This is a genomic window from Rudanella lutea DSM 19387 (genome assembly GCF_000383955.1).
In the GTDB taxonomy this organism is placed as follows: Bacteria; Bacteroidota; Bacteroidia; order Cytophagales; family Spirosomataceae; genus Rudanella; species Rudanella lutea.
Map to the genome: position 1 here is coordinate 261,930 of NZ_KB913013.1, position 21,122 is coordinate 283,051.

At 54.3% G+C, this 21,122-nt stretch carries 15 protein-coding genes; 11 read left to right on the top strand and 4 right to left on the bottom strand.

The window, feature by feature from the left end:
* From RUDLU_RS0101280 to RUDLU_RS30400, 3 genes are all read left to right on the top strand, one after another.
* Complete coding sequence (locus tag RUDLU_RS0101280; RefSeq protein ID WP_044129739.1) at positions 1-3,036, top strand: tetratricopeptide repeat protein; 3,036 nt, start codon at positions 1-3, stop codon at positions 3,034-3,036.
* A gap of 114 nt (positions 3,037-3,150) precedes the next feature.
* Positions 3,151-4,827, top strand: coding sequence for a TonB-dependent receptor (locus RUDLU_RS0101285; RefSeq protein WP_019986528.1), 1,677 nt, complete (start codon positions 3,151-3,153; stop codon positions 4,825-4,827).
* Positions 4,828-4,851: 24 nt separating this feature from the next.
* Positions 4,852-6,093 (top strand): HU domain-containing protein, encoded by a 1,242-nt coding sequence (locus tag RUDLU_RS30400; RefSeq protein ID WP_019986529.1) that lies wholly within the window; start codon positions 4,852-4,854, stop codon positions 6,091-6,093.
* An 80-nt stretch (positions 6,094-6,173) separates the two neighbouring features.
* Here the strand turns inward: RUDLU_RS30400 and rpiB are convergent, their stop codons facing one another.
* Positions 6,174-6,602, bottom strand: a complete 429-nt coding sequence (gene rpiB, locus RUDLU_RS0101295; protein ID WP_019986530.1) for a ribose 5-phosphate isomerase B — start codon at positions 6,600-6,602, stop codon at positions 6,174-6,176.
* 172 nt (positions 6,603-6,774) lie between these two features.
* Between rpiB and zwf the strand changes: the two genes are divergently transcribed.
* Together zwf and pgl are read left to right on the top strand one after the other, a co-directional pair.
* A complete protein-coding gene (gene zwf / locus RUDLU_RS0101300) occupies positions 6,775-8,268 on the top strand; it encodes a glucose-6-phosphate dehydrogenase (protein ID WP_019986531.1) in 1,494 nt (497 codons plus the stop codon).
* A 2-nt stretch (positions 8,269-8,270) separates the two neighbouring features.
* Entirely contained in the window at positions 8,271-8,996 is a 726-nt protein-coding gene (gene pgl, locus RUDLU_RS0101305) for a 6-phosphogluconolactonase (RefSeq protein WP_019986532.1), read from the top strand.
* Between the two features lie 269 nt (positions 8,997-9,265).
* Here pgl and RUDLU_RS0101310 read toward each other — a convergent pair whose 3' ends face one another.
* Both RUDLU_RS0101310 and RUDLU_RS0101315 read right to left on the bottom strand, forming a co-directional pair.
* Positions 9,266-10,195: a DUF2279 domain-containing protein gene (locus RUDLU_RS0101310; RefSeq protein WP_019986533.1), complete on the bottom strand. Its 930-nt coding sequence runs from the start codon at positions 10,193-10,195 to the stop codon at positions 9,266-9,268.
* A 14-nt stretch (positions 10,196-10,209) separates the two neighbouring features.
* Positions 10,210-11,769, bottom strand: a complete 1,560-nt coding sequence (locus RUDLU_RS0101315) for a capsule assembly Wzi family protein (protein ID WP_245581610.1) — start codon at positions 11,767-11,769, stop codon at positions 10,210-10,212.
* A gap of 301 nt (positions 11,770-12,070) precedes the next feature.
* Between RUDLU_RS0101315 and RUDLU_RS0101320 the strand changes: the two genes are divergently transcribed.
* The 4 genes from RUDLU_RS0101320 to RUDLU_RS0101335 all read left to right on the top strand — a co-directional run bounded on the left by RUDLU_RS0101320 (position 12,071) and on the right by RUDLU_RS0101335 (position 17,608).
* Positions 12,071-13,771, top strand: coding sequence for a DUF6909 family protein (locus RUDLU_RS0101320; RefSeq protein WP_019986535.1), 1,701 nt, complete (start codon positions 12,071-12,073; stop codon positions 13,769-13,771).
* A gap of 409 nt (positions 13,772-14,180) precedes the next feature.
* Positions 14,181-14,699, top strand: a complete 519-nt coding sequence (locus RUDLU_RS0101325) for a gluconate 2-dehydrogenase subunit 3 family protein (protein ID WP_027302653.1) — start codon at positions 14,181-14,183, stop codon at positions 14,697-14,699.
* A 119-nt stretch (positions 14,700-14,818) separates the two neighbouring features.
* A complete protein-coding gene (locus RUDLU_RS0101330) occupies positions 14,819-16,537 on the top strand; it encodes a GMC oxidoreductase (protein ID WP_019986537.1) in 1,719 nt (572 codons plus the stop codon).
* 207 nt (positions 16,538-16,744) lie between these two features.
* Positions 16,745-17,608, top strand: a complete 864-nt coding sequence (locus tag RUDLU_RS0101335) for an alpha/beta hydrolase (protein ID WP_019986538.1) — start codon at positions 16,745-16,747, stop codon at positions 17,606-17,608.
* 76 nt (positions 17,609-17,684) lie between these two features.
* Here the strand turns inward: RUDLU_RS0101335 and fumC are convergent, their stop codons facing one another.
* Complete coding sequence (fumC, locus tag RUDLU_RS0101340; RefSeq protein ID WP_019986539.1) at positions 17,685-19,085, bottom strand: class II fumarate hydratase; 1,401 nt, start codon at positions 19,083-19,085, stop codon at positions 17,685-17,687.
* Between the two features lie 300 nt (positions 19,086-19,385).
* Between fumC and RUDLU_RS0101345 the strand changes: the two genes are divergently transcribed.
* Both RUDLU_RS0101345 and RUDLU_RS0101350 read left to right on the top strand, forming a co-directional pair.
* Positions 19,386-20,243 carry a dienelactone hydrolase family protein gene (locus RUDLU_RS0101345; protein ID WP_019986540.1) on the top strand — a complete coding sequence of 286 codons (858 nt, stop codon included), beginning with the start codon at positions 19,386-19,388 and terminating at the stop codon, positions 20,241-20,243.
* A gap of 195 nt (positions 20,244-20,438) precedes the next feature.
* Positions 20,439-21,020, top strand: coding sequence for a DinB family protein (locus RUDLU_RS0101350; RefSeq protein ID WP_019986541.1), 582 nt, complete (start codon positions 20,439-20,441; stop codon positions 21,018-21,020).
* Positions 21,021-21,122 lie beyond the last annotated feature (102 nt).

Sequence of the window (21,122 nt, forward strand, 5' to 3'; positions counted from 1 at the left end):
ATGTCCTACTCCCAACCCCGTGCGGGTGTTCTCGCGCTCACGGTATTCGCGGGGATCGGTTTGGCGCTTCCTGCCGCCGGCCAGCGCACCCTGAGCTATACTGAATCTGATTATCATTTCCGTAACGGCATCGAGTTGTTCGAGAAGAGCAATTACGGTGCTGCCCGCTACGAATTCCGGCAATATCTCGACCGCCGAAAGGTAAGCGAAAACGCGTCGGAAGCCATTGCGGCTGACCAGAACGTAGTGGATGCTGAATACCACATTGCTTTGTCGAGTCTTTATCTCGACGAGCCGGGTTCTGAAGTGCTGGTAGACCGGTTTGTGAAAAATCATAGTCAGCACCCCAAGGCTGGGCAGCTCTACGGTGACTTGGGTCAGTACTACTACGAGCGTGAAGATTACACCAAAGCCATTGACTTTTTGGAGAAGGCGGTTGGGCAGAATGCCTCAGGCCCCCAAATGGCGAAGAACAAGTACCGGCTGGCCGTATCCTACTTCAATACGCAGGATGTCAATCGGGCCTTGCCGCTGCTGAACCAGATCAAGCTCGACCCTGATGCCGAAGATGCTCCGGCGGCTTCGTACTATGCCGGGGTGATTAACTACCGCAATAATAACTTCAGCGAGGCTGTTGCCGATTTCAAACGCATTGCGCAGAATCCGACGTATCAGAACGAAGTTCCGAACTGGATTGCTCAGTCGCTCTACCGCGAACGGCAGTTCGATCAGTTGCTGGCGTACACGGAGCCATTGCTCCGGCGGGGGGGGACCAACCTGAGCGATGTCGGGCTTGTAACGGCCGAGGTATATTACCAACAGGGTAAGTTTGACCGGGCTATTCCATATTATAAGCAGTATCTGGCTGCTAAAGGGGCCAAAGTGCCCGGTCCGGTGAAGTTTCGGTATGGGCAGTCGTTGTTCCGAACCGGCAAGTATGACGAAGCCATTACGCAGCTGAAACCCTTATCTACCGGTAAAGATACCGTGTCGCAGTACGCTGCTTTTACGCTCGGCATTAGCTACTTACAAACGCAGAATCCGAGTTACGCACTCACCGCGTTTGATCAGGCCGGGCGGCTGGCTTTCAGTAAGCCCATTCAGGAAGAGGCTCAGTTTAATCACGCCAAGGTGCAGCTCGACCTGAACAACGGGACCGATGCCGTAAAAGAGCTGAATGCCTTTTTGCAGCGTTACCCCGACAGTCCGTTTGAAAACGAAGCCAACGAGTTGCTGGGTGAAGCGTATTTTGCTTCCAACAACTACCCGGCTGCCATTGCGTACATCGAAAAGCTGAAGCGCCGGACGCCCAAAATCAACGCTACGTACCAGCGCCTGACTTACAATCAGGCCGTAAACGATTACAATGCCGAACGCTATGCCCAGGCCTTGCAGAACTTCGATAAATCACTGAGTGTACAGGCCGATGCCGAGTTGCGACAATCGGCACAATTCTGGAAAGCCGAAACGTTCTCGGCGCAGAAACAATACGATACGGCTATTCCGATGTACGCGTCGTTATCGCGCACACCGGGCGAACTGGGTGCCAAAAGCCTGTACGCACTGGGCTACGCCTACTACAACAAGAAAGATTACAGCCGAGCATTGACCTATTTCCGCGACTTTGTTGGCAAGGGTGCGCAGGCGGGTGATGCAGGCTTAGTGGAAGACGCGCGGGTGCGTATTGCCGATGGGTATTTTGCTACCAAGCAATACAACGAAGCCATGCGGGCGTACGATGAAGTGATTGCCCGCGGCCGTGGCGATCGTGATTATGCTACGTATCAAAAAGGCTTGATTTTGAGTTATGTAGGCCGTGATACCGAAGCTAAAGCCGAGTTTGATAAGTTGCAGCGGCAGTATCCCGGATCGCGGTATCTCGACGATGCCCTCTTTCAGGCCGCCAATGTCGATTTTGAAAAGGGTGCCTATCAGGTGGCTATTCGCGGTTTTAGCAAGCTCATTCAGGACCGGCCGCAGAGCTATTTGATCCCCTCAGCCCTGCTCAAGCGGGCTACGGCTTACAGTAACCTGCAAACGTACGATCAGGCCATTGCTGATTACCGGCGAATCCTGAACGAGTACGGAAGCTCCGATCAGGCGCAGGGGGCTTTGCTGGGCTTGCAAAATGCCTTGAACGATGCCGGTCGGCCCGAGGAGTTTTCGGGAGTGCTGGGTCAGTACAAGAAGTCGAACCCCGGTAGCTCCGACGTGGAGAAAGTGGAGTTCGACAACGCCAAAAATATCTATTTCAACGAAAAATACGCGCAGGCTATCCAGTCGTTGCTGGCCTTTATGCAGGAGTATCCGGCAAGCCCAAACCTGAATGAGGCCCGGTATTACGTGGGGGAGTCGTACCGGCAGACCAAAGACGTAGCCAATGCACTACGGTATTATAACCTCATTCTGACCGATGGCAAATCGGAGTTTGCGACCCGAGCGGCAACGCGCGCGGCCGAACTCGAAACAAGCCAGAAAAACTACGCCCGTGCCGTACGCAACTACCAGTTTGTGCTGAATCGGGCCAATGGTAAAAACGAGGAGGTGGCGGCCAAGCTTGGTCTGATGGAAACCTACTTTGTTGCGCCTAAGCTCGACTCGGCGGCCTATTACGCTCGTGAGGTGGTAGAAGCAGGCAACGTGCTGCCGGGTGCTCAGAACCGGGCTCAGCTTATGCTGGGTAAGATTGCCCTGAGCCGTAACGACTACAAAGCGGCCACCGCTGAGTTTGAAAAGACCATTGCCCTGGCTAAAGACGTGTACGGAGCCGAAGCGAATTACCTTATTGGTGAAGCCTTGTATCGGCAGAAAAAATACAAAGAATCCATTGCGACCCTGCTCAAATTCAACGAGACGTTTGGCGAGTTTGAGTATTGGAAAGGCCGTGCGTTTATTCTGGTGGCCGACAACAACGTAGGCCTAAACGAACTGGCTCAGGCCCGCGCCGTGCTCAATTCAATCATCGAAAACGCATCCGACGACCGGGTGGTGGCTGAGGCCAAGCAAAAACTGGCCGCTCTGGAGTCTAAAAACTGATTTATCGCCCGCCGGTGCGGCTTGCCATATAGGTTTAGGAGTGGGGTCGGGGTAACATCCTGACCCTCTCCGAATGCCTCAGCAACCATCAGGCCGGGCTACTTCCATTACCTTATGACCTCGCATTCACCCTACATACTAACACTCGCCCTGCTGGGTTTTTCGTTGGCGGCTTCGGCTCAGAATCCCCGACCCAATCCGCCCAAGCGGGAGGGCGAAGTAGAAAATCAGGAAATCACGGTTGAAAAAAGCCGCCGGATTGAGCTACCCCCAGCCAACCGGATCTTCAACAAGATTCCGTCGCTGAAGCAATCGGCTGAGGAGCGGAAGGTGAATTATAATTTTCAGGACCGGCCGCTTACACTCGGCGACCCCAAAACCACGCCGGGTGTGCTACCGCCTTCGCGCACACAGGCCGAGGCACAGCCCACATACAACAATTACGTAAAGTTGGGCGCTGGTAACTACGGGTCGTTTCTGGGCGAAGCGTTCGTCGGGACCACGGGCCCTCAGAATGTAGTGCTCGAAGGCTCGCTGAAGCACCTGTCGTCGGGCATTGGTCCGGTCGATGGGAAGAACTCGGGGCAGAGCGACACTCGTTTCAACATCACGGGGAAGTACCTGACCGATGCCATCAAGCTTCAGGCCGATGCGGGCTATCAGCGCGAAGGCTTCTTTTTCTACGGGTACGGCCGGCGGCCCGAAGTGCCCAACCGCGACGATATTCGGCAGCGCCTGAATACCTACAACTTCCGGGTTGGACTGGAGAATGCCAATACTGACAACACGATCGACTACTCGCTTCGGACCGGTATCACCCTGCTCAACGACCGCTACGATGCGGCCGAGTTTGACTGGGGAACCAACTTTAAGGGCTCGCTCGGCATCACAGATAAGGTTTTCGCACTCGTGGCGGCCGATGCCTACGTGACCCAGCGCACGGATCAGTTTGTTGACAACCGGAACCTGTATCGGGTAAAGCCGACGTTTAAATACGCAACGCCCCTGTTGACCATTACGGCCGGTGTCAATGCCGTGAATGAAACCGACCGGCGGCTGGAAATTAACAATACCCGGGCGTTCCCGATTGTCGATATTGACGTAGCACCCGTGGGGAATGTGCATTTTTTTGCGGGGATCGATGGCGACATTCAGCGGAATACGCTGCGCACGTTGCTGAACGAAAATCGCTGGTTATCACCGCAAATCCCGTTGGCGAATACGATCAAGCTGGGCGATTATTACGGTGGGGTAAAAGGGCAGGCAGGCGGAGGGTTCTCGTTTGAGGGCAAGGTGTCGTATGCCCGGTATCGGAACTTCTACACGTTCAACAATACCTTTCCGGACACAACCAAGTTTTTTGCCCTTTACGACGCCGGTACAGCTCGGGTACTCAACCTGACGGGTGAGGTTGGGTATAGTCAGCGCGACAAGTTCCGCTCGAACTTGCGTGTCGATTTTTACCGCTACGACCTTGACCTGCTCGAAGCCGCTTGGCACCGCCCCCGGATTGCGGGTCGCTGGACGAATTCGTATATCCTGAACAAAAAATTATTCGTCACGGCCGATTTGTACTTTTACGAGGGGCTACAGGCACGCAATTTTGTGTCAAACACCACCTACAAGCTTCCAGCCATCTGGGATGCCAACGTAAAAATTGACTATTTCTTAGGTCGTCAGTTTGCTGCGTTTGTCTCGTTAAATAACATCGTCGGCCAGAATTACCAGCGCTATTTGTATTATCCGGTTCAGGGCCTTAACTTTCTCGGAGGAATTACATATTCCTTCTGATTGTATCCCTAATCGAATCTGACTATGGTGTCCGTCGGCGCTTACCTCAAGAAGCTGCTGTATCAGTACGACTGTGTGGTCGTGCCGGAGTTAGGGGGTTTCTTAACCCACTACCAGCGGGCCACGTACGTGGCTGAGACGGGGCAGTTTTTGCCGCCCCGCAAACGTCTGGCATTTAACGAAGCCCTCCGGCTCGACGACGGTATTCTGACCAATTACATTATGCTGCACGAATCACTGACGCGCGAAGAAGCCCTTCGGCGTATCGGTGATTTTGTAAATGAACTTCGGCAGCATGTGCAGTTGGCCGGTAGCTTTTCTGTCGAAGGCATTGGTCTCTTCACGCCCAACGTGGAGGGCAAGTTGCAGTTCGACCCTGAGTTACGGCACAATTTCTTTGGCGAATCGTTCGGTATGTCGGCCGTTCAGGCTGAGCGTGTATCGGTACTGAAAATCGAGGAAGTCGAGGCTGAGGAAGTGGCCCAAACTATGGCGTTGGGTCCTGTGTTGCGGGAGGAAGTTCTGGAGCAAACGCCCTTTGTGCGCGTCAGTCGGCCGCGGCCGCTATTGCGTTGGGTGGCGGCAGCCGCTTTGGTATGCACCTTTGGGGCACTTAGCTACCTCACAGTAGTTGAGCCAGGGCAGGCGATGGAAAGTAGCCTTAACCCCGCTAATTGGTTCCGGATTCCGTCGTGGCTGAAAGCCAACCTGCACCGTGAGGTGAAAGCCGAAACAGCAACACCGGTTATGGTGCAGACTGCCAAAGAGCCGAGCCCCATTGCAATGGCTACCCCGGCGCCCGCACTGCCCGAACCAACGCCAGCTCCTACGCCTACTCCCGTTGCTGCCGAGGTTGTTACTCCCGAACCGGCTGCCCCGGCGGTTGTTGCCAAGCCGGTAGCCGCAAAGGTTAAAAAGGTGGTTCAGCCGGTAGCGGTGAAGGAAGTTGAGAAAGCCAATCCATTCGTAGCCGAGGCCTTGCCCGAGAGTGCACCCGAACCGGCGGCTCCCAAAGCTGAGGAAAAACGAACAGCGCCATTGTTTACGGTGATTGCCGGTAGTTTTGCGAGCAAGCAAAATGCCGTGCGTTTCCAGAAAACGCTCCAAAAGGCAGGCTATGCCGATGCCTATGTGATTCAGCCCACGCGCCGGGGGCAATTGTTCAAAGTTGCGGCTATCGGCTCGCCTGTTCGGGAAGAGGCCGTAGCCAGCACCGATAGCCTCAAGAAGCTGACCGGTATTACACCGTTCCTGATAAAAAATTAAGTAGCGCTCTACGCTCATTGCTAGCCGGCTCCCTATGTATCATGGGGAGCCGGTTTTGTTTTGCTATGGGCGTGCGGTTGTCAGGCATCCAGCTGATCGATTCGGGCCTGATGCCGCCCACCCTCAAAGGGGGTATCGAGCCAGACCCGGACAATTCGGAGAGCCGTTTCCTCGCTCATCATTCGCTGCCCCAGCGAAATCACGTTGGCATTGTTGTGCTGACGGCCGAGCCGTGCCGATTCCTCGTTCCAGCACAGAGCGCAGCGCACACCTTTGATTCGGTTGGCCATCATGGCTTCGCCATTGCCCGAGCCCCCCAACACAATACCCCGCTCTGTTTCACCTGAGGCAACGGCCTCGGCAACGGGTCGGATAAAACGGGGGTAATCGACGGTTTCTTCGGAAAAGGTGCCCTTGTCGATAGGCGTATGTCCCAACTCGGTAAGAAGATTCTTAATGGCTTCCTTGTAGCGGAAGCCGGCGTGGTCGGAGCCGATGGCGATGGTCATGTGATAGAGGAAACGAGTGGTATCGAAGCGGTTAGAAAGCTAAAGTCGCGTGGGTAGTTTGTGTTTACAGCCTGCCCACTGCGCTTACAGTGTTTAACAATGCTATACCAAAGTTGTTCCTCTATGCAGACGGGCCTAACTTGCGCCGTTTGCAAAAAAACGTCTTTTTAGTATGCTCCCTTCGGCTAAAGACCGGACGCCATCTACGGTCGTCTTTATTTTCGGCGGTAGTGGCGATCTCAACTATCGAAAGCTCACGCCCGCGCTATTCAATTTGTACATCGACGGATTCATGCCCGAACAGTTTGCTGTGGTGGGTATTGGCCGCAGCGAGTATTCCGATGCCAGTTTTCGGGAGCGATTGCTGGCCGGCGTAGAAGAGTTTTCGCGTCGGCGGGAGGGACCCTGGGATGAGTTTTCGGCCCGTGTCGGCTACCTCAAAATGGATGCTGGCAAAGCCGAAGCGTACGAATCAATAGCCCAGATTGTTGAGCAGAAACAAGCCGAATGGGGCGTGGCTCCGCATGTGTTGTTTTACCTGGCGGTAGCCCCGCAGCTGGTGCCCGGTATTGCCACGAATCTGAGCAAATTGCCATTCGCAAATGAATCAGGTCGGGTGAGACTGGTGGTCGAAAAACCGTTTGGGCACGATCTGGCCAGTGCGCACGAGCTGAATGTACTGCTGGGTGGCCTGTTTGCCGAAGAGCAGATCTACCGGATTGACCATTATCTGGGCAAAGAAACGGTACAGAATATTCTGGCCCTTCGCTTTGCAAATGCCTTGTTTGAACCGCTTTTTAACCGGAACTACGTCGAGGAAATACAAATTACAGCCGCCGAAACGGTCGGTCTGGAGGGGAGGGGCGGTTACTACGAGGGTTCCGGTGCCTTGCGCGACATGATTCAGAACCACCTGTTGCAATTGCTCTGCATGGTGGCCATGGAAGCGCCTACCTCGTTTGATGCCAACGAAGTACGTAATAAGAAAGTCGATGTGCTGGACGCCATTCGCCCGATGAAACCCGACGAAGTGCCACAGATGGTGGTGCGTGGGCAATATGGGGCGGGTGAAGTTAAGGGAAAATCGATGCCGGCCTACCGACAGGAGGAAGGCGTTGCTCCCGATTCGCAAACTGAAACCTTTGCCGCAGTGAAGTTTTTTGTGGACAACTGGCGGTGGTATGGAGTGCCGTTTTACCTGCGAACAGGCAAGGCACTGGCCGAGAAAATGACCGTAATCACGGTGCAGTTCAAAGCGGCACCCAAGCTGGCGTTCCCGGCCGAGGTAACCCAAAGTTGGGAATCGAACCGACTGATGATAAACATCCAGCCCTGCATGGACATTCGGTTGCGGTTCCAGGCCAAAAAGCCCGGTCAGGTACTTGATCTGGATCCGGTCGAGATGGTGTTCAGCTTCAAAAGTGCCTACGAGGGACAGGAGCCCGAAGCTTACGAAACCCTCCTGCTCGATGTGATGACGGGCGACGCTACCCTGTTTATGCGGGCCGATCAGGTAGAGGCTGCCTGGAAGGCCGTAACCCCGATTCTGGAACATTGGGAAAGTAACCGGACTGCTGAGTTACCTACCTACACGCCGGGCTCCTGGGGCCCCGAAGCAGCCGGGGAACTACTTGCTAACGATGGTTTTACCTGGACAACCCGATAGATATGGAGATAGGTATTTCGCCCGATGCCGGGCAATTGGCCCGCGATGTGGCCGACTGGCTCGTACGGTATGAACATGAAGTGCTCCGGCACGCCGACCGCTTTTGTATTGCTCTATCGGGTGGAAGCACCCCCAAGGCCCTGCATCAACTGCTGGCGCAGGCACCATATCGTGATGCGCTGACGTGGTCGAAATGGCACGTGTTCTGGGGCGATGAGCGCTATGTCTCGTTGCAAGACGACCGGAACAATGCCCGCATGGCTTACGATACCCTGCTCAACCATGTACCCATTCCGGCAGAGCAGATTCATGTGATGCAGACTGATCTGGAACCAGCCCAGTCGATGATGGCCTACGAGCAGTTGCTTCACGGGTACTTTGATAATCGGCCGCACACCTTCGACCTGGTGCTGCTGGGCATGGGCGACGATGGGCATACCCTGTCGTTGTTTCCGGGTACGGAGGTGGTGCATGATCAAACGAACTGGACACGGGCGTACTTTCTGGAGGCTCAGGATATGTACCGACTGACGCTGACGGCCCCCATTGTGAACGAAGCGGCTGCGGTGGCGTTTCTGGTGGCGGGCGAGAAAAAGGCAGAGCCCCTGCGCGAAGTTCTCTATGGTGAATTCAACCCGGACAAGTACCCATCGCAGGTAATTAAGCCAGCGGGTAAGCTCTATTGGTTTTTGGATACCGCAGCGGCCGCGTCGATCAACCAGCCGTAATAAGGGGTTTTTCGTTTTGGTAGTTTGACTTTTGGTTGGTCTAAGTAGGCTTGTTATTTAGCGTGGGTTATGGAAAAGGGTTTGCAAGTGATTGGTCTTTAAATAATTGCTGGCACATAGGGCTTCGACTCACGCTGACTTATGACTTATTTGTTGTCAATGGGTTGTTGGTAGATTTTTACCAGGAATTTGATTGGCGAGCCGCCTAAATCTTTACAATCTGGAAAGGCAATCAGAAAAGGATTAAGCGTTTCAATTTGTCTGAGCGCTTAATCCTTTTTGACTAAAAACGGGTGGAACCGGACCCCATTGACCCGGTTGTATTCGAGCGAGGGGGCCGCAATTTTAAAGAATTGGGCCATCCCGATGAAGCGCTGGGCAGTGGGGGAGAACTGCTGAATTCGTGACAGGTCAGCGTCGGGAGAGAGGTAAAACTGGCGTCGGCGCTCAAAAACTACCTCCCGGCCATCAGGGCCCGTGTAAGGCGGGTTAGTGTGTCCGCCGGTCATACCACTGCCGCTGTAGCCGACAGCCAGGTTGAGCCAACGCGGAAACTGCGGCCCCACCGGAAACGCGCTCGTAATATTCAGCGACAGCCAGTACTGTTGCGCATTGTAATCTTTCAGCAGTTGAATGCCCGTGGTTTTGCCCAGTAAATTCGGACGGTAGGGGGCATAAATACTTTTTCGCCAGCCGTATTTTAACTGAACGGGTTGATTGCCAAAGGCGTATTGTTGGCTCATGAACAGAGCGGTGCCTGCTACATTGGCAACCATATCGCCCCGCGAGAAACCCCACCCTTCGGCTGTTCCATCAAAAACCTCTAAGGTAGTCTGGAACAATAAGGCGAGTGCTCCGCCGGTAAGGGTCGCGGCCCGGTCGTTGAGGCCCGTCCAGCGAAATAGCTCATAGCCACCCCGGCTCATGAGGTAGGCTGTAGCCGCATGGCCCACCTTGTCCATCTGAAGCCATTCGCCGTTGTCGTTGAATGCATGGAAAGGAACACGCTTCTTATACCACGCTTTTCGTAAAAGAATCATGGTGGCGGTATAAAATACGGCCGAGCCAATGGCCACACCAACCAGACGCCCCTGCTTCAGCTCGGGCGCGCCGGAGACGGCCGGTGCTACAGGGAGCGGTTGGCCAACCGCTCCCTGTAGCACCCCAAAACACAGCAGTAAAAGCAGGAAACGCTTCATGCGGGTAGGCCGGCTTACTCCCGAAAACCGCTACGGCTCGGGTTGGTACTGGATGCCGATTGCGAGCGCCGAACCGAGTTGGTCCAGGTTTTCCGGATGCCCAAATATCCACCCACCGCGTTGGTGTACAGCGCACCCCGGTCGAGTGCTACCGAGCCTGTGAGCTGAATACCACCCAGAATAGCCAATGGCGCGGCAATAGTCAGAATACCCGAAAACTGATTGCGAATCGGGCGGAATGGTTCGTCGTACCGGCCAAGGTTACGGCTCATGGATAGTTTTGTCTCGTAGGTGATGGGGCTGCTGAGGGCTGCACCACCAAATGGCAGTGAACCCGCCAGACCTAAATGAAAGACCCGAACCCGGTTATTGTTGGTAAAGCCTCCATACGGAAACTCGCCGTTGGGCCCTAAAGCAGGTGAGATAAATGGCGTACCAACCGCCCGGTACATATACGACCAGCCATCGCGGAATTGGGCATGGTTAAAATAGTCGACCTTGCCCCGGCGCTGTGGATCGTCGATCACGAACTCAGGGCCGCCCTGGCTCGTGGTATTCAAAAACTCGATCAGCACCTGCCGCACGAGGGCTAACTCGTCGTTGGCCCGAATCCGTAGCCCCAGTAGCCCGTCGGCAATACTGGTACCGTAAAAGAGCGAGCCCGTTTCGTAAGCACTTTGCCGGTACAGGTAAAACGAGTGCGTGTTGCCCGTGTAATCGAAGGCTATGTCGATGGACCCCAAGTGATTACCTACCCGGTTGGTCAGGTCGAAATCCGTGTAGAGGCTTTGGTCGATGATGCCGGTATTAACCGCCCGGAATCCACTAATGAGGCTGAGGTAATCCCGGAAACTGTTTGGCAAATACGGACTTGTTACCAACCCCGATCCAACCAGCTCGTCGCTGTAGCCACCCCAGACTACCTGGTGGTTGACGCCCCCGTACACATGAAACCGGTTTTCGGCTTTACCGAGTCGGCCGTACAATGTTTTCTGGTGCAGCATGGTGTGCCGCACGTACCGGCCACCCATCCAGCCGTGGGCATAGCTACCTTTGATCGAGAGCCAGCCCTTGGTGAATTTGATCGGGGTGTAATCGCGGATTTCCAGTTGAATTTTAGGAATCGGCAAGGCGTTGCCCGACCAGGAATAAGAGCCGGATGACAGGGTGGAGTCGAGCAGACCCACAATTTCGCGCCGACGGCCGGCGTAGAGTTCGAAAATCCTCAAGCGGGCTTTCACGAATGCTTCGGGCAGCATCACCTGGCCGTTGGCGGCCGTATTGCCCACAACCTGTACTCCGCCCCCAAAACTAATGCGCCGTTCGTTCAGGCGAGTTGTGTCGTAATCCAGGTGAGCCCCCGCCCGGAGGGTCGTGTTAGGCGATTGCAGCGGCACAATGCCAAATTGGTTGGTACGAAGCCAGAAAGGAGTCTGCGTGCCCGACGACATATACTGCCCTGCTTCGGTAGTAACCTGAAACGGTTGTTGGGCCCGTACCCATGAATTGCCAGCTAAAAAACTGATTACCAGAAAGGCGAACGGCCAACGGCCTGAAAGGAGTGAGGGGGTCAAAAAAGATTTTACCGACACAGTGATTTGGATTGGTCTGGTAAAAGTACGTTGAAATGAGACCAAATTGTCAAAATTCCGATTCGCCGGGCATAACAACGCCCACAATAATTGCCCGGATAGCTTCGGGTTGGGGCTGAGATCGTGGTGAATTGAACAGGTATCGGGCCGTTGACCGGCATGGGCGTAACAGGAAATTAACAAACAGGATGAACTAAATGGCGGGTTACTGTTGTAGTAGCTAAAATATTTTCGCTCCGAAGGGGGCTTTACCACCACAAAAACCACGTTTAGTATCGAAAGAATGAATCTTGAACCCTCTCCACCTCTGACCCGCGCACAGGAGTCGCGGGTAGCCATCGAACGACTGTACATCACTATGCGCCACCTGTTTAACCGGGGTTTTTACAAACCGTCGGGCGTATCGGGCGAAGAAATCCGGCAAGCGCTGCTTACGCTCCGCCCCGAGATTTACGGCTCGGTAGGCGATGCGCAACGGGTCGAACTCGATGGTCTGGTGTACGTAATGGATCGGTTGCCCAAAGGGATCGAAGCCTGCCGGGTAATCACACTGGCCTCACGCGAAGGGTTCGAACACTCCCGTTTTCCGGTGCTGGTACCGGCCAAGCGTCGTCGGAACTGCTACCGGATCGATGCCGAGCAAATGGTCATTGAGGTGACCAACGGCCGTAGCGAGATTTACGACATCCTGACGCACCTCACCTTCATGTTTATGGAGGCCGACAAAATCCGGCGGAATGCCATTCAGGAGCGTGGCAGCAAAACCCGTGAGTGGCAGAAACTGGAGGCCATTGTAAAGGCGGGCGGCACGGTCAAAGAAGAAGACCGCGAACTGGCGCTTACCTACCTTAGCTCGATTCTGGGCCGTACGTTCGAGGAAACCCAGCGTGCTTATGCACGCTTCGAAGAAACTGGCTCCACCAACACCGGTCTGTTTCAGATCGTGTACAGCCTCGGTAGCGTGTCGATGGGCGAACTGCGGGGCGAGAACATCGACCGTGAAATCAACTTCACGCCGATGTTGCGCGAGCGTATCGGTCAGCACCTGTACGGCGAACGCTGGGCCCGGCGTATCAAAGAGTATATCTGGGAAAATGGCCTGCAGGACCGCCCGGTGCACATCGTCAGTGCCAACCCGCACAGTGTCATGAACTGCCTGTACGCGCCCATCGCCCTCGACAAGTCGGTGGAATATGACGACCTGTACGATCTGGCGCTCAAGCTGAGTCAGTCGAGCAACCGGGCCCTGCGCGAGCAGGTGCAGGCGTTTGCGCTCGATAATGGCCTGCACGAGCTGCACGACATAGCGGGCACGAGCCTGCTGGTGCAGCTGATTGATACCGGCCGCATTGACCCTGAGCTTTTATCCGACGAAATCAAGGCTAATATCCCGACGGTTCGGGAGGAGAAACCGCTGATTCTGGTGATGGACTACGCGTTTGGCGAGCAGGCTTTCGAAACGATGGACGAGCTGCTGAAGCCTTACGAGCGCGATGGTCAGGTGTACCCGTTACACGTGGCTTCGATCTCGATCATGGGTAAGGCGGGGATTCTGACCGGCGACAAGGGGGATCTGATGATTCCGACCTCGCACATTTTTGAAGGAACGGCCGATAATTACCCACTGGACAACGATTTCTGCGCGGCCGACTTCGTCGGGGCCGGACTCGACGTATTTGAAGGTGCCATGATTACTGTGCTGGGCACCTCGCTGCAGAACAAAGAGATTCTGAGCTACTTCAAAAACTCGTCGTGGAACGCGGTAGGCCTTGAAATGGAAGGGGCTCACTACCAGAAAGCCATTCAGGCCCACGTTCGGATTCGGCAGAGCATCCCGGCCAATGTGAAGGTCCGGTACGCTTATTACGCATCGGACAACCCGCTGCTAACAGGCGCGACACTGGCCTCTGGCAGTTTGGGTTCGCTGGGTGTGAAGCCCACGTATCTGATTACCGTGAAGTGTCTGGAAAAGATTCTGGGGTAATTTCCCAAAAGCAGCAGCATACATACATGACCCCGCTTGACAAGCCAATATGAGTTGTCGAGCGGGGTTTTTGTTGTTTGGAGCCCCATGTCAAAGCCTTCACTACCGGGCAGAGGTTGAAGAAGGGTTAAGTCTGTTAAGGAATCGGTTGCGTGGTATTAACGGCTTGATAAATAAGGTATTGTTGCCTGATAAGTATGGTTATAGGCGCTTTTGCGTTAAGTCGATGGGCTAATTCGCGGCATAACTGGTTAGAAACCCTCTTTACTTGCGTTTTACATATTGGTTACTTTTTTGCATTTGCCGACTTTATTTTGTGTAATTTCCCAGTTTCAGGCGAATGCCCCTGGTAAAGCAAGAAGGCAAAATCGCAGCTTTCTATCCCAAGTACTTAACACAAATTCCCTCTATGCAACGACGTTCTGCCCTAAAACATGTCGCACTGGCTGTCGGTGGGCTTATGAATTTACCGGCCTGGGCTTCTGGCTGGACTCCCGAATCGATTGGAACCTCGTCATTATTGTCCGTTTCCAATGATGCGCTTCTGGCCGAGATCACGGAAACCATTATTCCGGAAACTACGACGCCGGGTGCCAAATCGCTTAATGTCCATCAGTTTGTGCAGCGCATGATTCAGGACTGCTACGGCGATGCGGCCAAAAATACGCTGAAGCAAGGCCTTGTTTCGGTGGATCAGGTGGCACAGCAGGCTTTCTCAAAACCCTTTGTAAACTGTGATTCAACGCAGCGGCTTGAGGTACTTACGCAAATGGCCAACTCGACTGACCCAACCGCCAAACAGTTTGTGAACCTTGTCAAAGGCCTGACCATTCAGGGGTTTCGTAACTCGGAATACTACATGGTCAACCAGTTGAAATTCAACATGGCACCGGGCTTTTATCACGGATGCGTGACCCTGAAAAGTTAGTTATTTATCAGACTATTAGACACCAGACGTTAGCTATTGGACAGTATGTTTATGGTCTAACATACAAAGTCCTGTAGTCTGGTTTTGTCTCCAATTAACCTATCAATTCCTTTTGTGACATGTCATTTCTCAATATAGATTCGGTTAAAGAGCGTACGTTCGATGCCATTGTGGTGGGGTCGGGCATTAGTGGAGGCTGGGCCGCCAAAGAACTGACCGGTGCCGGTTTACGTACGCTGGTGCTGGAGAGGGGCCGCGATGTGAAGCACATTACCGATTACCCCACTACCATGATGCAACCCTGGGAGTTTCCGCATAACGGACAACTGACCAAGGAGTACATCGACGCCAACCCTATTGCCAGCCGGTGCTACGCCAACCGCGAAGACGCCAGCCATTTTTTCGTCAAAGACGCCGAGCACCCGTATATTCAGGAGAAGCCCTTCGACTGGATTCGGGGCTATCAGGTAGGCGGTAAGTCGCTCATGTGGGCGCGCGGAACCCAACGCTGGTCCGACTTCGATTTTGAAGGGCCCGCCCGCGATGGCTTCGCCATCGACTGGCCCATCCGCTACAAAGACATTGCACCCTGGTACAGCCATGTAGAGAAATTTGCGGGAATTTCGGGCAACAAAGACGGCCTGCCGCAACTGCCCGATGGTGAGTTTTTGCCCCCGCATGAGCAGTCGTGCGTGGAGAAGCACTTTAGCCAGCAAATGGCGAAACATTACAACAACACCCGCCCGGTAATTATTGGCCGGTGTGCGCACCTAACCAAGCCACAACCCATTCATTACCAGCAGGGGCGGGGGCAGTGTCAGAATCGGTCGATCTGCCAGCGAGGCTGCCCCTACGGTGGCTATTTCAGCAGTAACTCATCCACGCTGCCCTGGGCTGCCAAAACGGGTAAGATGACCCTCCGGCCGGATTCGGTGGTGCATTCGATTATTTATGATGAGAAAAAAGGAAAGGCATCGGGTGTTCGGGTGATCGACGCCAACACGAAGCAGATGACCGAGTATTACGCTCGTGTCATTTTCGTAAATGCAGCCTGCCTCAACTCCAACCTGATTCTGCTCAACTCAAAGTCGAGCCGCTTCCCGAACGGACTGGGCAACGACAATGGACTGTTGGGTAAATACATGGCGTTCCACAACTTCCGCACGACCATTTCGGCGGAGTATGAAGGATTCCAGGATACGATTACCGAAGGTATCCGGCCCAACGGCAGCTACATTCCGCGTTTCCGCAACGTCTTCAAGCAGGAAACTGACTTTTTGCGGGGCTATGCGGCTGGTTTCAGCGGCAGCCGCATGACGAACGTAGACACGGCGGGTATGGGCGAAAGCCTGAAAGCCAACCTGATGCAGACCAGGTACGGCAACTGGCGAGTGGGCTCGCACATGATGGGCGAAACTATCCCGAAAGAAACCAATTACGTAGCCCTCGACTCAACCCTGACCGACCCCTGGGGCATTCCGCAGTTGCGCGTATCCGTTGCGTACGACGATAACGACGAGAAAATGATCAAGGATTTTCACGAGCAAATGACCGAAATGCTGACGGTATCGGGCTTCACGAATATCCAGACGCACGATAAGCCCGACAAAGCACCCGGCCTTGATATTCACGAAATGGGCGGGGTACGCATGGGTAACGATCCCAAAACGTCGCTGCTAAACAAGTGGAATCAGTTTCATAATTGCAAAAACGTGTTCGTTACCGATGGAGCCTGCATGACTTCAACATCGACCCAGAACCCGTCGCTCACGTTTATGGCGATTACAGCCCGGGCCGCAAATTACGCCGTGGGCGAAATGAAGAAGAAAAATCTATAAGTCGTCGACGTGACGGCTTCAAGTGCCAGCCTGCAGGTAGTCAGTGTTCAACGATGTTGAGCCTGGTTACCTACAGGTTGGTTTTTTTGTGCGGTAGGGAGCCGTCAACTGCAGTGCGTGCAACTGAGTAGGCAAGCCCTGAGGGTGGGTTTTACGGGAGTGCGCGTACGCCTGTGCGCTCAATCTTTAACCCTCAAAACCAAGAGTATGAAAAAAACGATTACCGGCCTTTTGTTGCTTTGCTTAGTTGGGCCATTGGCCTGGGCTCAAACGAGCAAAGTACAGGAGAACCTGACGCTGCGGAGCAAAATACTGAGCAGCGACCGCAAATACGCGATCTACCTGCCAGCCGATTACGAAACCTCTGACCGCAGTTACCCCGTGCTGTACCTGTTGCATGGCGGGGGCGATGACCAAACCGGCTGGGTGCAGTTTGGCGAGGTGAAGCATATTGCCGACAAAGCCATTGCGGATGGGTCGGCTACGTCGATGATTATTGTGATGCCCGATGCCAATACCGGCGTGCGGGGGTACTTCAACGATGTACGGGGTAAGTGGCGATACGAGGACTTTTTCTTTAGTGAGTTCATGCCGTACATCGAGAAAACGTACCGGATCAAGCCCGAAAAGCGCTTTCGGGCCATTGCAGGCCTGTCGATGGGCGGGGGTGGAACCTTAATGTACACGTTGCGGCACCCTGAGCTGTTTTCGTCGGCCTGTGCACTCAGTGCCTCGGCCGGGCCGGTCGATATAGCCGACGCTGAGGTCCGGCTCAAACGCACCATGCCCGATGCTACCCCGGAGGAAGTAAAGCGGTATTACGAGACGCAGAACGCCGTGATTCTGGTCAACAACATGCCCGAAGAGCAGAAAAAGGCCGTTCGCTGGTACATTGATTGTGGCGACGATGATTTTCTGTTCGAGATGAACTCTCTACTGCATATTGCCATGCGCAAAAAGGAGATTCCGCACGAGTTTCGGGTTCGCGACGGGGGCCACACCTGGACCTACTGGCGCACGGCCCTACCCACGGTGCTGTCGTTTATCACGGATTCGTTTCATCAGCGTTGAATTCCGTATAAAAAAGGATGGCCCCACTCCGATCGGAGTGGGGCCATCCTTTTTTATAGTTATTGGGTTTGATCGTCTACTTAATCTCCCCAACCATGTCGCCGGGCACTACCCACTGATCAAACTCTTCGGGGGTGAGGTAGCCCAGTTGGACGGCCGTTTCTTTCAGGGTTGAGCCGTTTTTGTGCGCAGTCTGGGCAATCTCGGCCGCTTTGTAATAGCCAATCTTCGTGTTCAGGGCAGTCACGAGCATGAGTGAGTTGTTCACGTGCTTCGTGATGTTTTCCTCAATCGGCCGGATGCCTTCGGCGCACTTGTCGTTGAACGACACACACACATCGCCAATCAGGCGGGCTGAGTGCAGGAAGTTGTAAATCATCACCGGCTTGAACACGTTCAGCTCGAAATGGCCCGTCATGCCGCCGATGTTGATCGCCACGTCGTTGCCCATTACCTGAGCCGCGACCATTGTCATGGCTTCGCACTGCGTGGGGTTTACTTTGCCCGGCATAATCGAGCTACCCGGCTCGTTATCGGGAATAAACAGTTCGCCGATACCCGCGCGTGGCCCCGACGACAGCATCCGAATGTCGTTGCCAATCTTCATCAGGGCTGCGGCTACCGTTTTTAGGGCACCGTGGGCTTCCACAATGGCGTCGTGGGCGGCCAGCGCTTCAAACTTGTTTTCGGCCGTGATGAACGGCAGGCCGGTCAGGTTGGCAATGTGCTTGGCTACGTTTTCGGCGTAGTTGGGGGGAGTGTTGATCCCCGTACCTACGGCCGTGCCGCCCAGCGCCAGCTCGCTCAGGTGTGCCAGCGTGTTGCGGATGGCCCGCAGACCGTGATCCAGTTGCGACACATAACCCGAAAACTCCTGACCCACGGTCAAGGGCGTAGCATCCATGAAGTGCGTCCGGCCGATTTTCACGACGTGCATAAATTCTTTCGCCTTGGCATCGAGCGTGTTGCGCAGTTTTTCGATGCCCGGAATCGTCACCTCCATCAGAATCTTGTAGGCCGCAATGTGCATGGCCGTCGGGAAGGTATCGTTCGACGATTGTGACTTATTCACATCGTCGTTGGGGTGCAGGGCTTTTTTCTCGTCGGTCAATTGGCCACCGTTCAGGACGTGCGCGCGGTAGGCAACCACTTCGTTCACGTTCATGTTCGACTGCGTGCCCGAACCCGTTTGCCACACCACGAGCGGAAACTGATCGTCCAGCTTGCCTTCGAGAATCTCGTCGCACACGCGGCCAATCAGATCCGATTTTTCCTGGGGTAGCACGCCCGCGTCGAGGTTGGTCAGGGCAGCCGCTTTTTTCAGATACGCAAACGCCCGGATGATCTCGCGGGGCATTTTATTGATATCCTGAGCGATTTTGAAGTTTTCGATAGAGCGTTGGGTCTGCGCGCCCCAGTACACATTGGCTGGTACCTGCACCTGGCCCATGGTGTCTTTTTCGATACGAAATTCCATAAAGTGAAAGAGTGAAAGAGTGAATGAGCAAAAGAGTGCCCGCGTCAGCTATTCGCACTTGCGCTCATTCACTTTTTAAGTTCGGCTGCAAAGGTAAAGTTCAGTCGAACAGCGTTGCAAGGAATTGTTGGGTTATCGTTCCCAGAAAGACGGGCTCCACTGGCTCAGTCGGTAAAAAGAGCGGAGGCTGGCAGGTTGTTAGAGGGGCGGCCCGGCCACCCAATGACGCTCCCTAAAAACTAAAGTAGATTGGGTCATGTTGATGATTTGCATTCTACAAACTCTGCAATCGCCATCACTATGGATCAGCGCATTATCAACCTATTCGACGAGTACACGCACAAGCCCCTCAAGCGCGACGATTTTCTCAAACGGCTGGCCAACCTGACCGGTAGCATGAGCGCGGCTCTGGCCGTTTTGCCCTTGCTCGAAATCAACTACGCCAAAGCCGCTACCGTACCCGATGCCGACGACCGGCTCATCACTGAGCGCATTGAATATCCCGGTGATAACATGACGATGAAAGGGTACCTGGCGCGGCCCAAGGCCCCCGGTAAGTACCCTGCCGTTGTGGTGATCCACGAAAACCGGGGGCTAAACCCGCATATCGAAGACGTAGCCCGCCGGGTGGCCCTTGCCGGATTTGTGGCTTTAGCGCCCGATGCCCTTTCGGCCGCGGGGGGTACCCCAACCGACGAAGCCCAGATGCGGGAGCTTTTCGGCAAGCTCGATGCAACACAAACCCGTAACAACTTTGTGAAGGCCGTAGAGTACCTGAAAAAAGCCCCGGCGAGTACAGGAAAGGTTGGTTGCGTGGGTTTTTGCTGGGGAGGGGCTATGTCGAACCAACTGGCGATCCATGCGCCCGATCTGAAGGCGGCTGTTCCGTTTTACGGTCGGCAGCCCGAAACGGCCGATGTCCCCAAGATCAAGGCCGCTATCCAGCTGCATTATGGCGGGCTCGATGAGCGCATCAATGCCGGAATTCCGGCCTACGAAGAAGCCCTGAAAAAAGCTGGGGTTCCTTACGAATTATACGTTTACGAAGGAGCCCAGCACGCCTTTCATAACGATACTGCGCCAACACGCTATAACGAAGCGGCCGCCAAACTGGCCTGGGACCGGACGGTGAAGTTTTTGAAAGAAAAGCTGGCGTAAGCTCGTCTATTTCGCTCGCCTACGGCTCGTTTCGTCGTATTTGTACGGCAACGCACAAATAATGGCTTACCTTTGCAGCACAATTCAACAGTACCGCACGGCAGCGGGCTTTACCATGAATGCAACCGAACCGATGTAGCCGGTCTGCGCCAGCTACACATACAGCCAACGGATTCGGGTTGCTTACTTTGAACAATGGAAGTACAAAATAACGACGAACTGTTACGGATCATTGATCTGCTCAATACAACCTACGAAGGGGAGGAAGCCTGGCATGGTCCTTCGCTGGCCGAAGTGATCCGGGGAATTACGCCCGACATGGCCGGGCAGCGTATCACGCCCAATACGCACAGTATCGCTGAGCTGGTGTTTCACATGACCAGCTGGCGTATTTTTGCGGTGAAAAAAATGCAGGGCGATGCTACCTTCGATATTCTCACCCCCGAGAAAAACTTTGGGCAGTTTCCTGATAAAATTGATGACTTCGAGTGGGAAGCCCTGCAGATGGAGCTGAGCCTGAGTCAGGAGGAACTGATCAACGAGCTGGATAAACGCGACGATGACGAGTTTCTGGAAGACATTGTGCCTGGCCGCGATTATACCTACTACGATCTGCTGCATGGTATCGTCAACCACGATACCTACCACTCAGGCCAAATTTCGATTCTGAAAAAAGCCCTGGCTTTCAAAGGGGCCGGAACAAGCAGGTTTGCCCGTGAAGACGACGAGTTTGGCTCGCGCTACGGCGACACCTACGACGGCGACGATTACTATTGACACCGGGACATAGCCGAAAGGGAGTAAGGGAGGAGCGGGGCAACCGACTTTCGCCCTTACTCCCTTTCTGTTGTTAATACCAGCAAGAGAAACCAGTTGAAT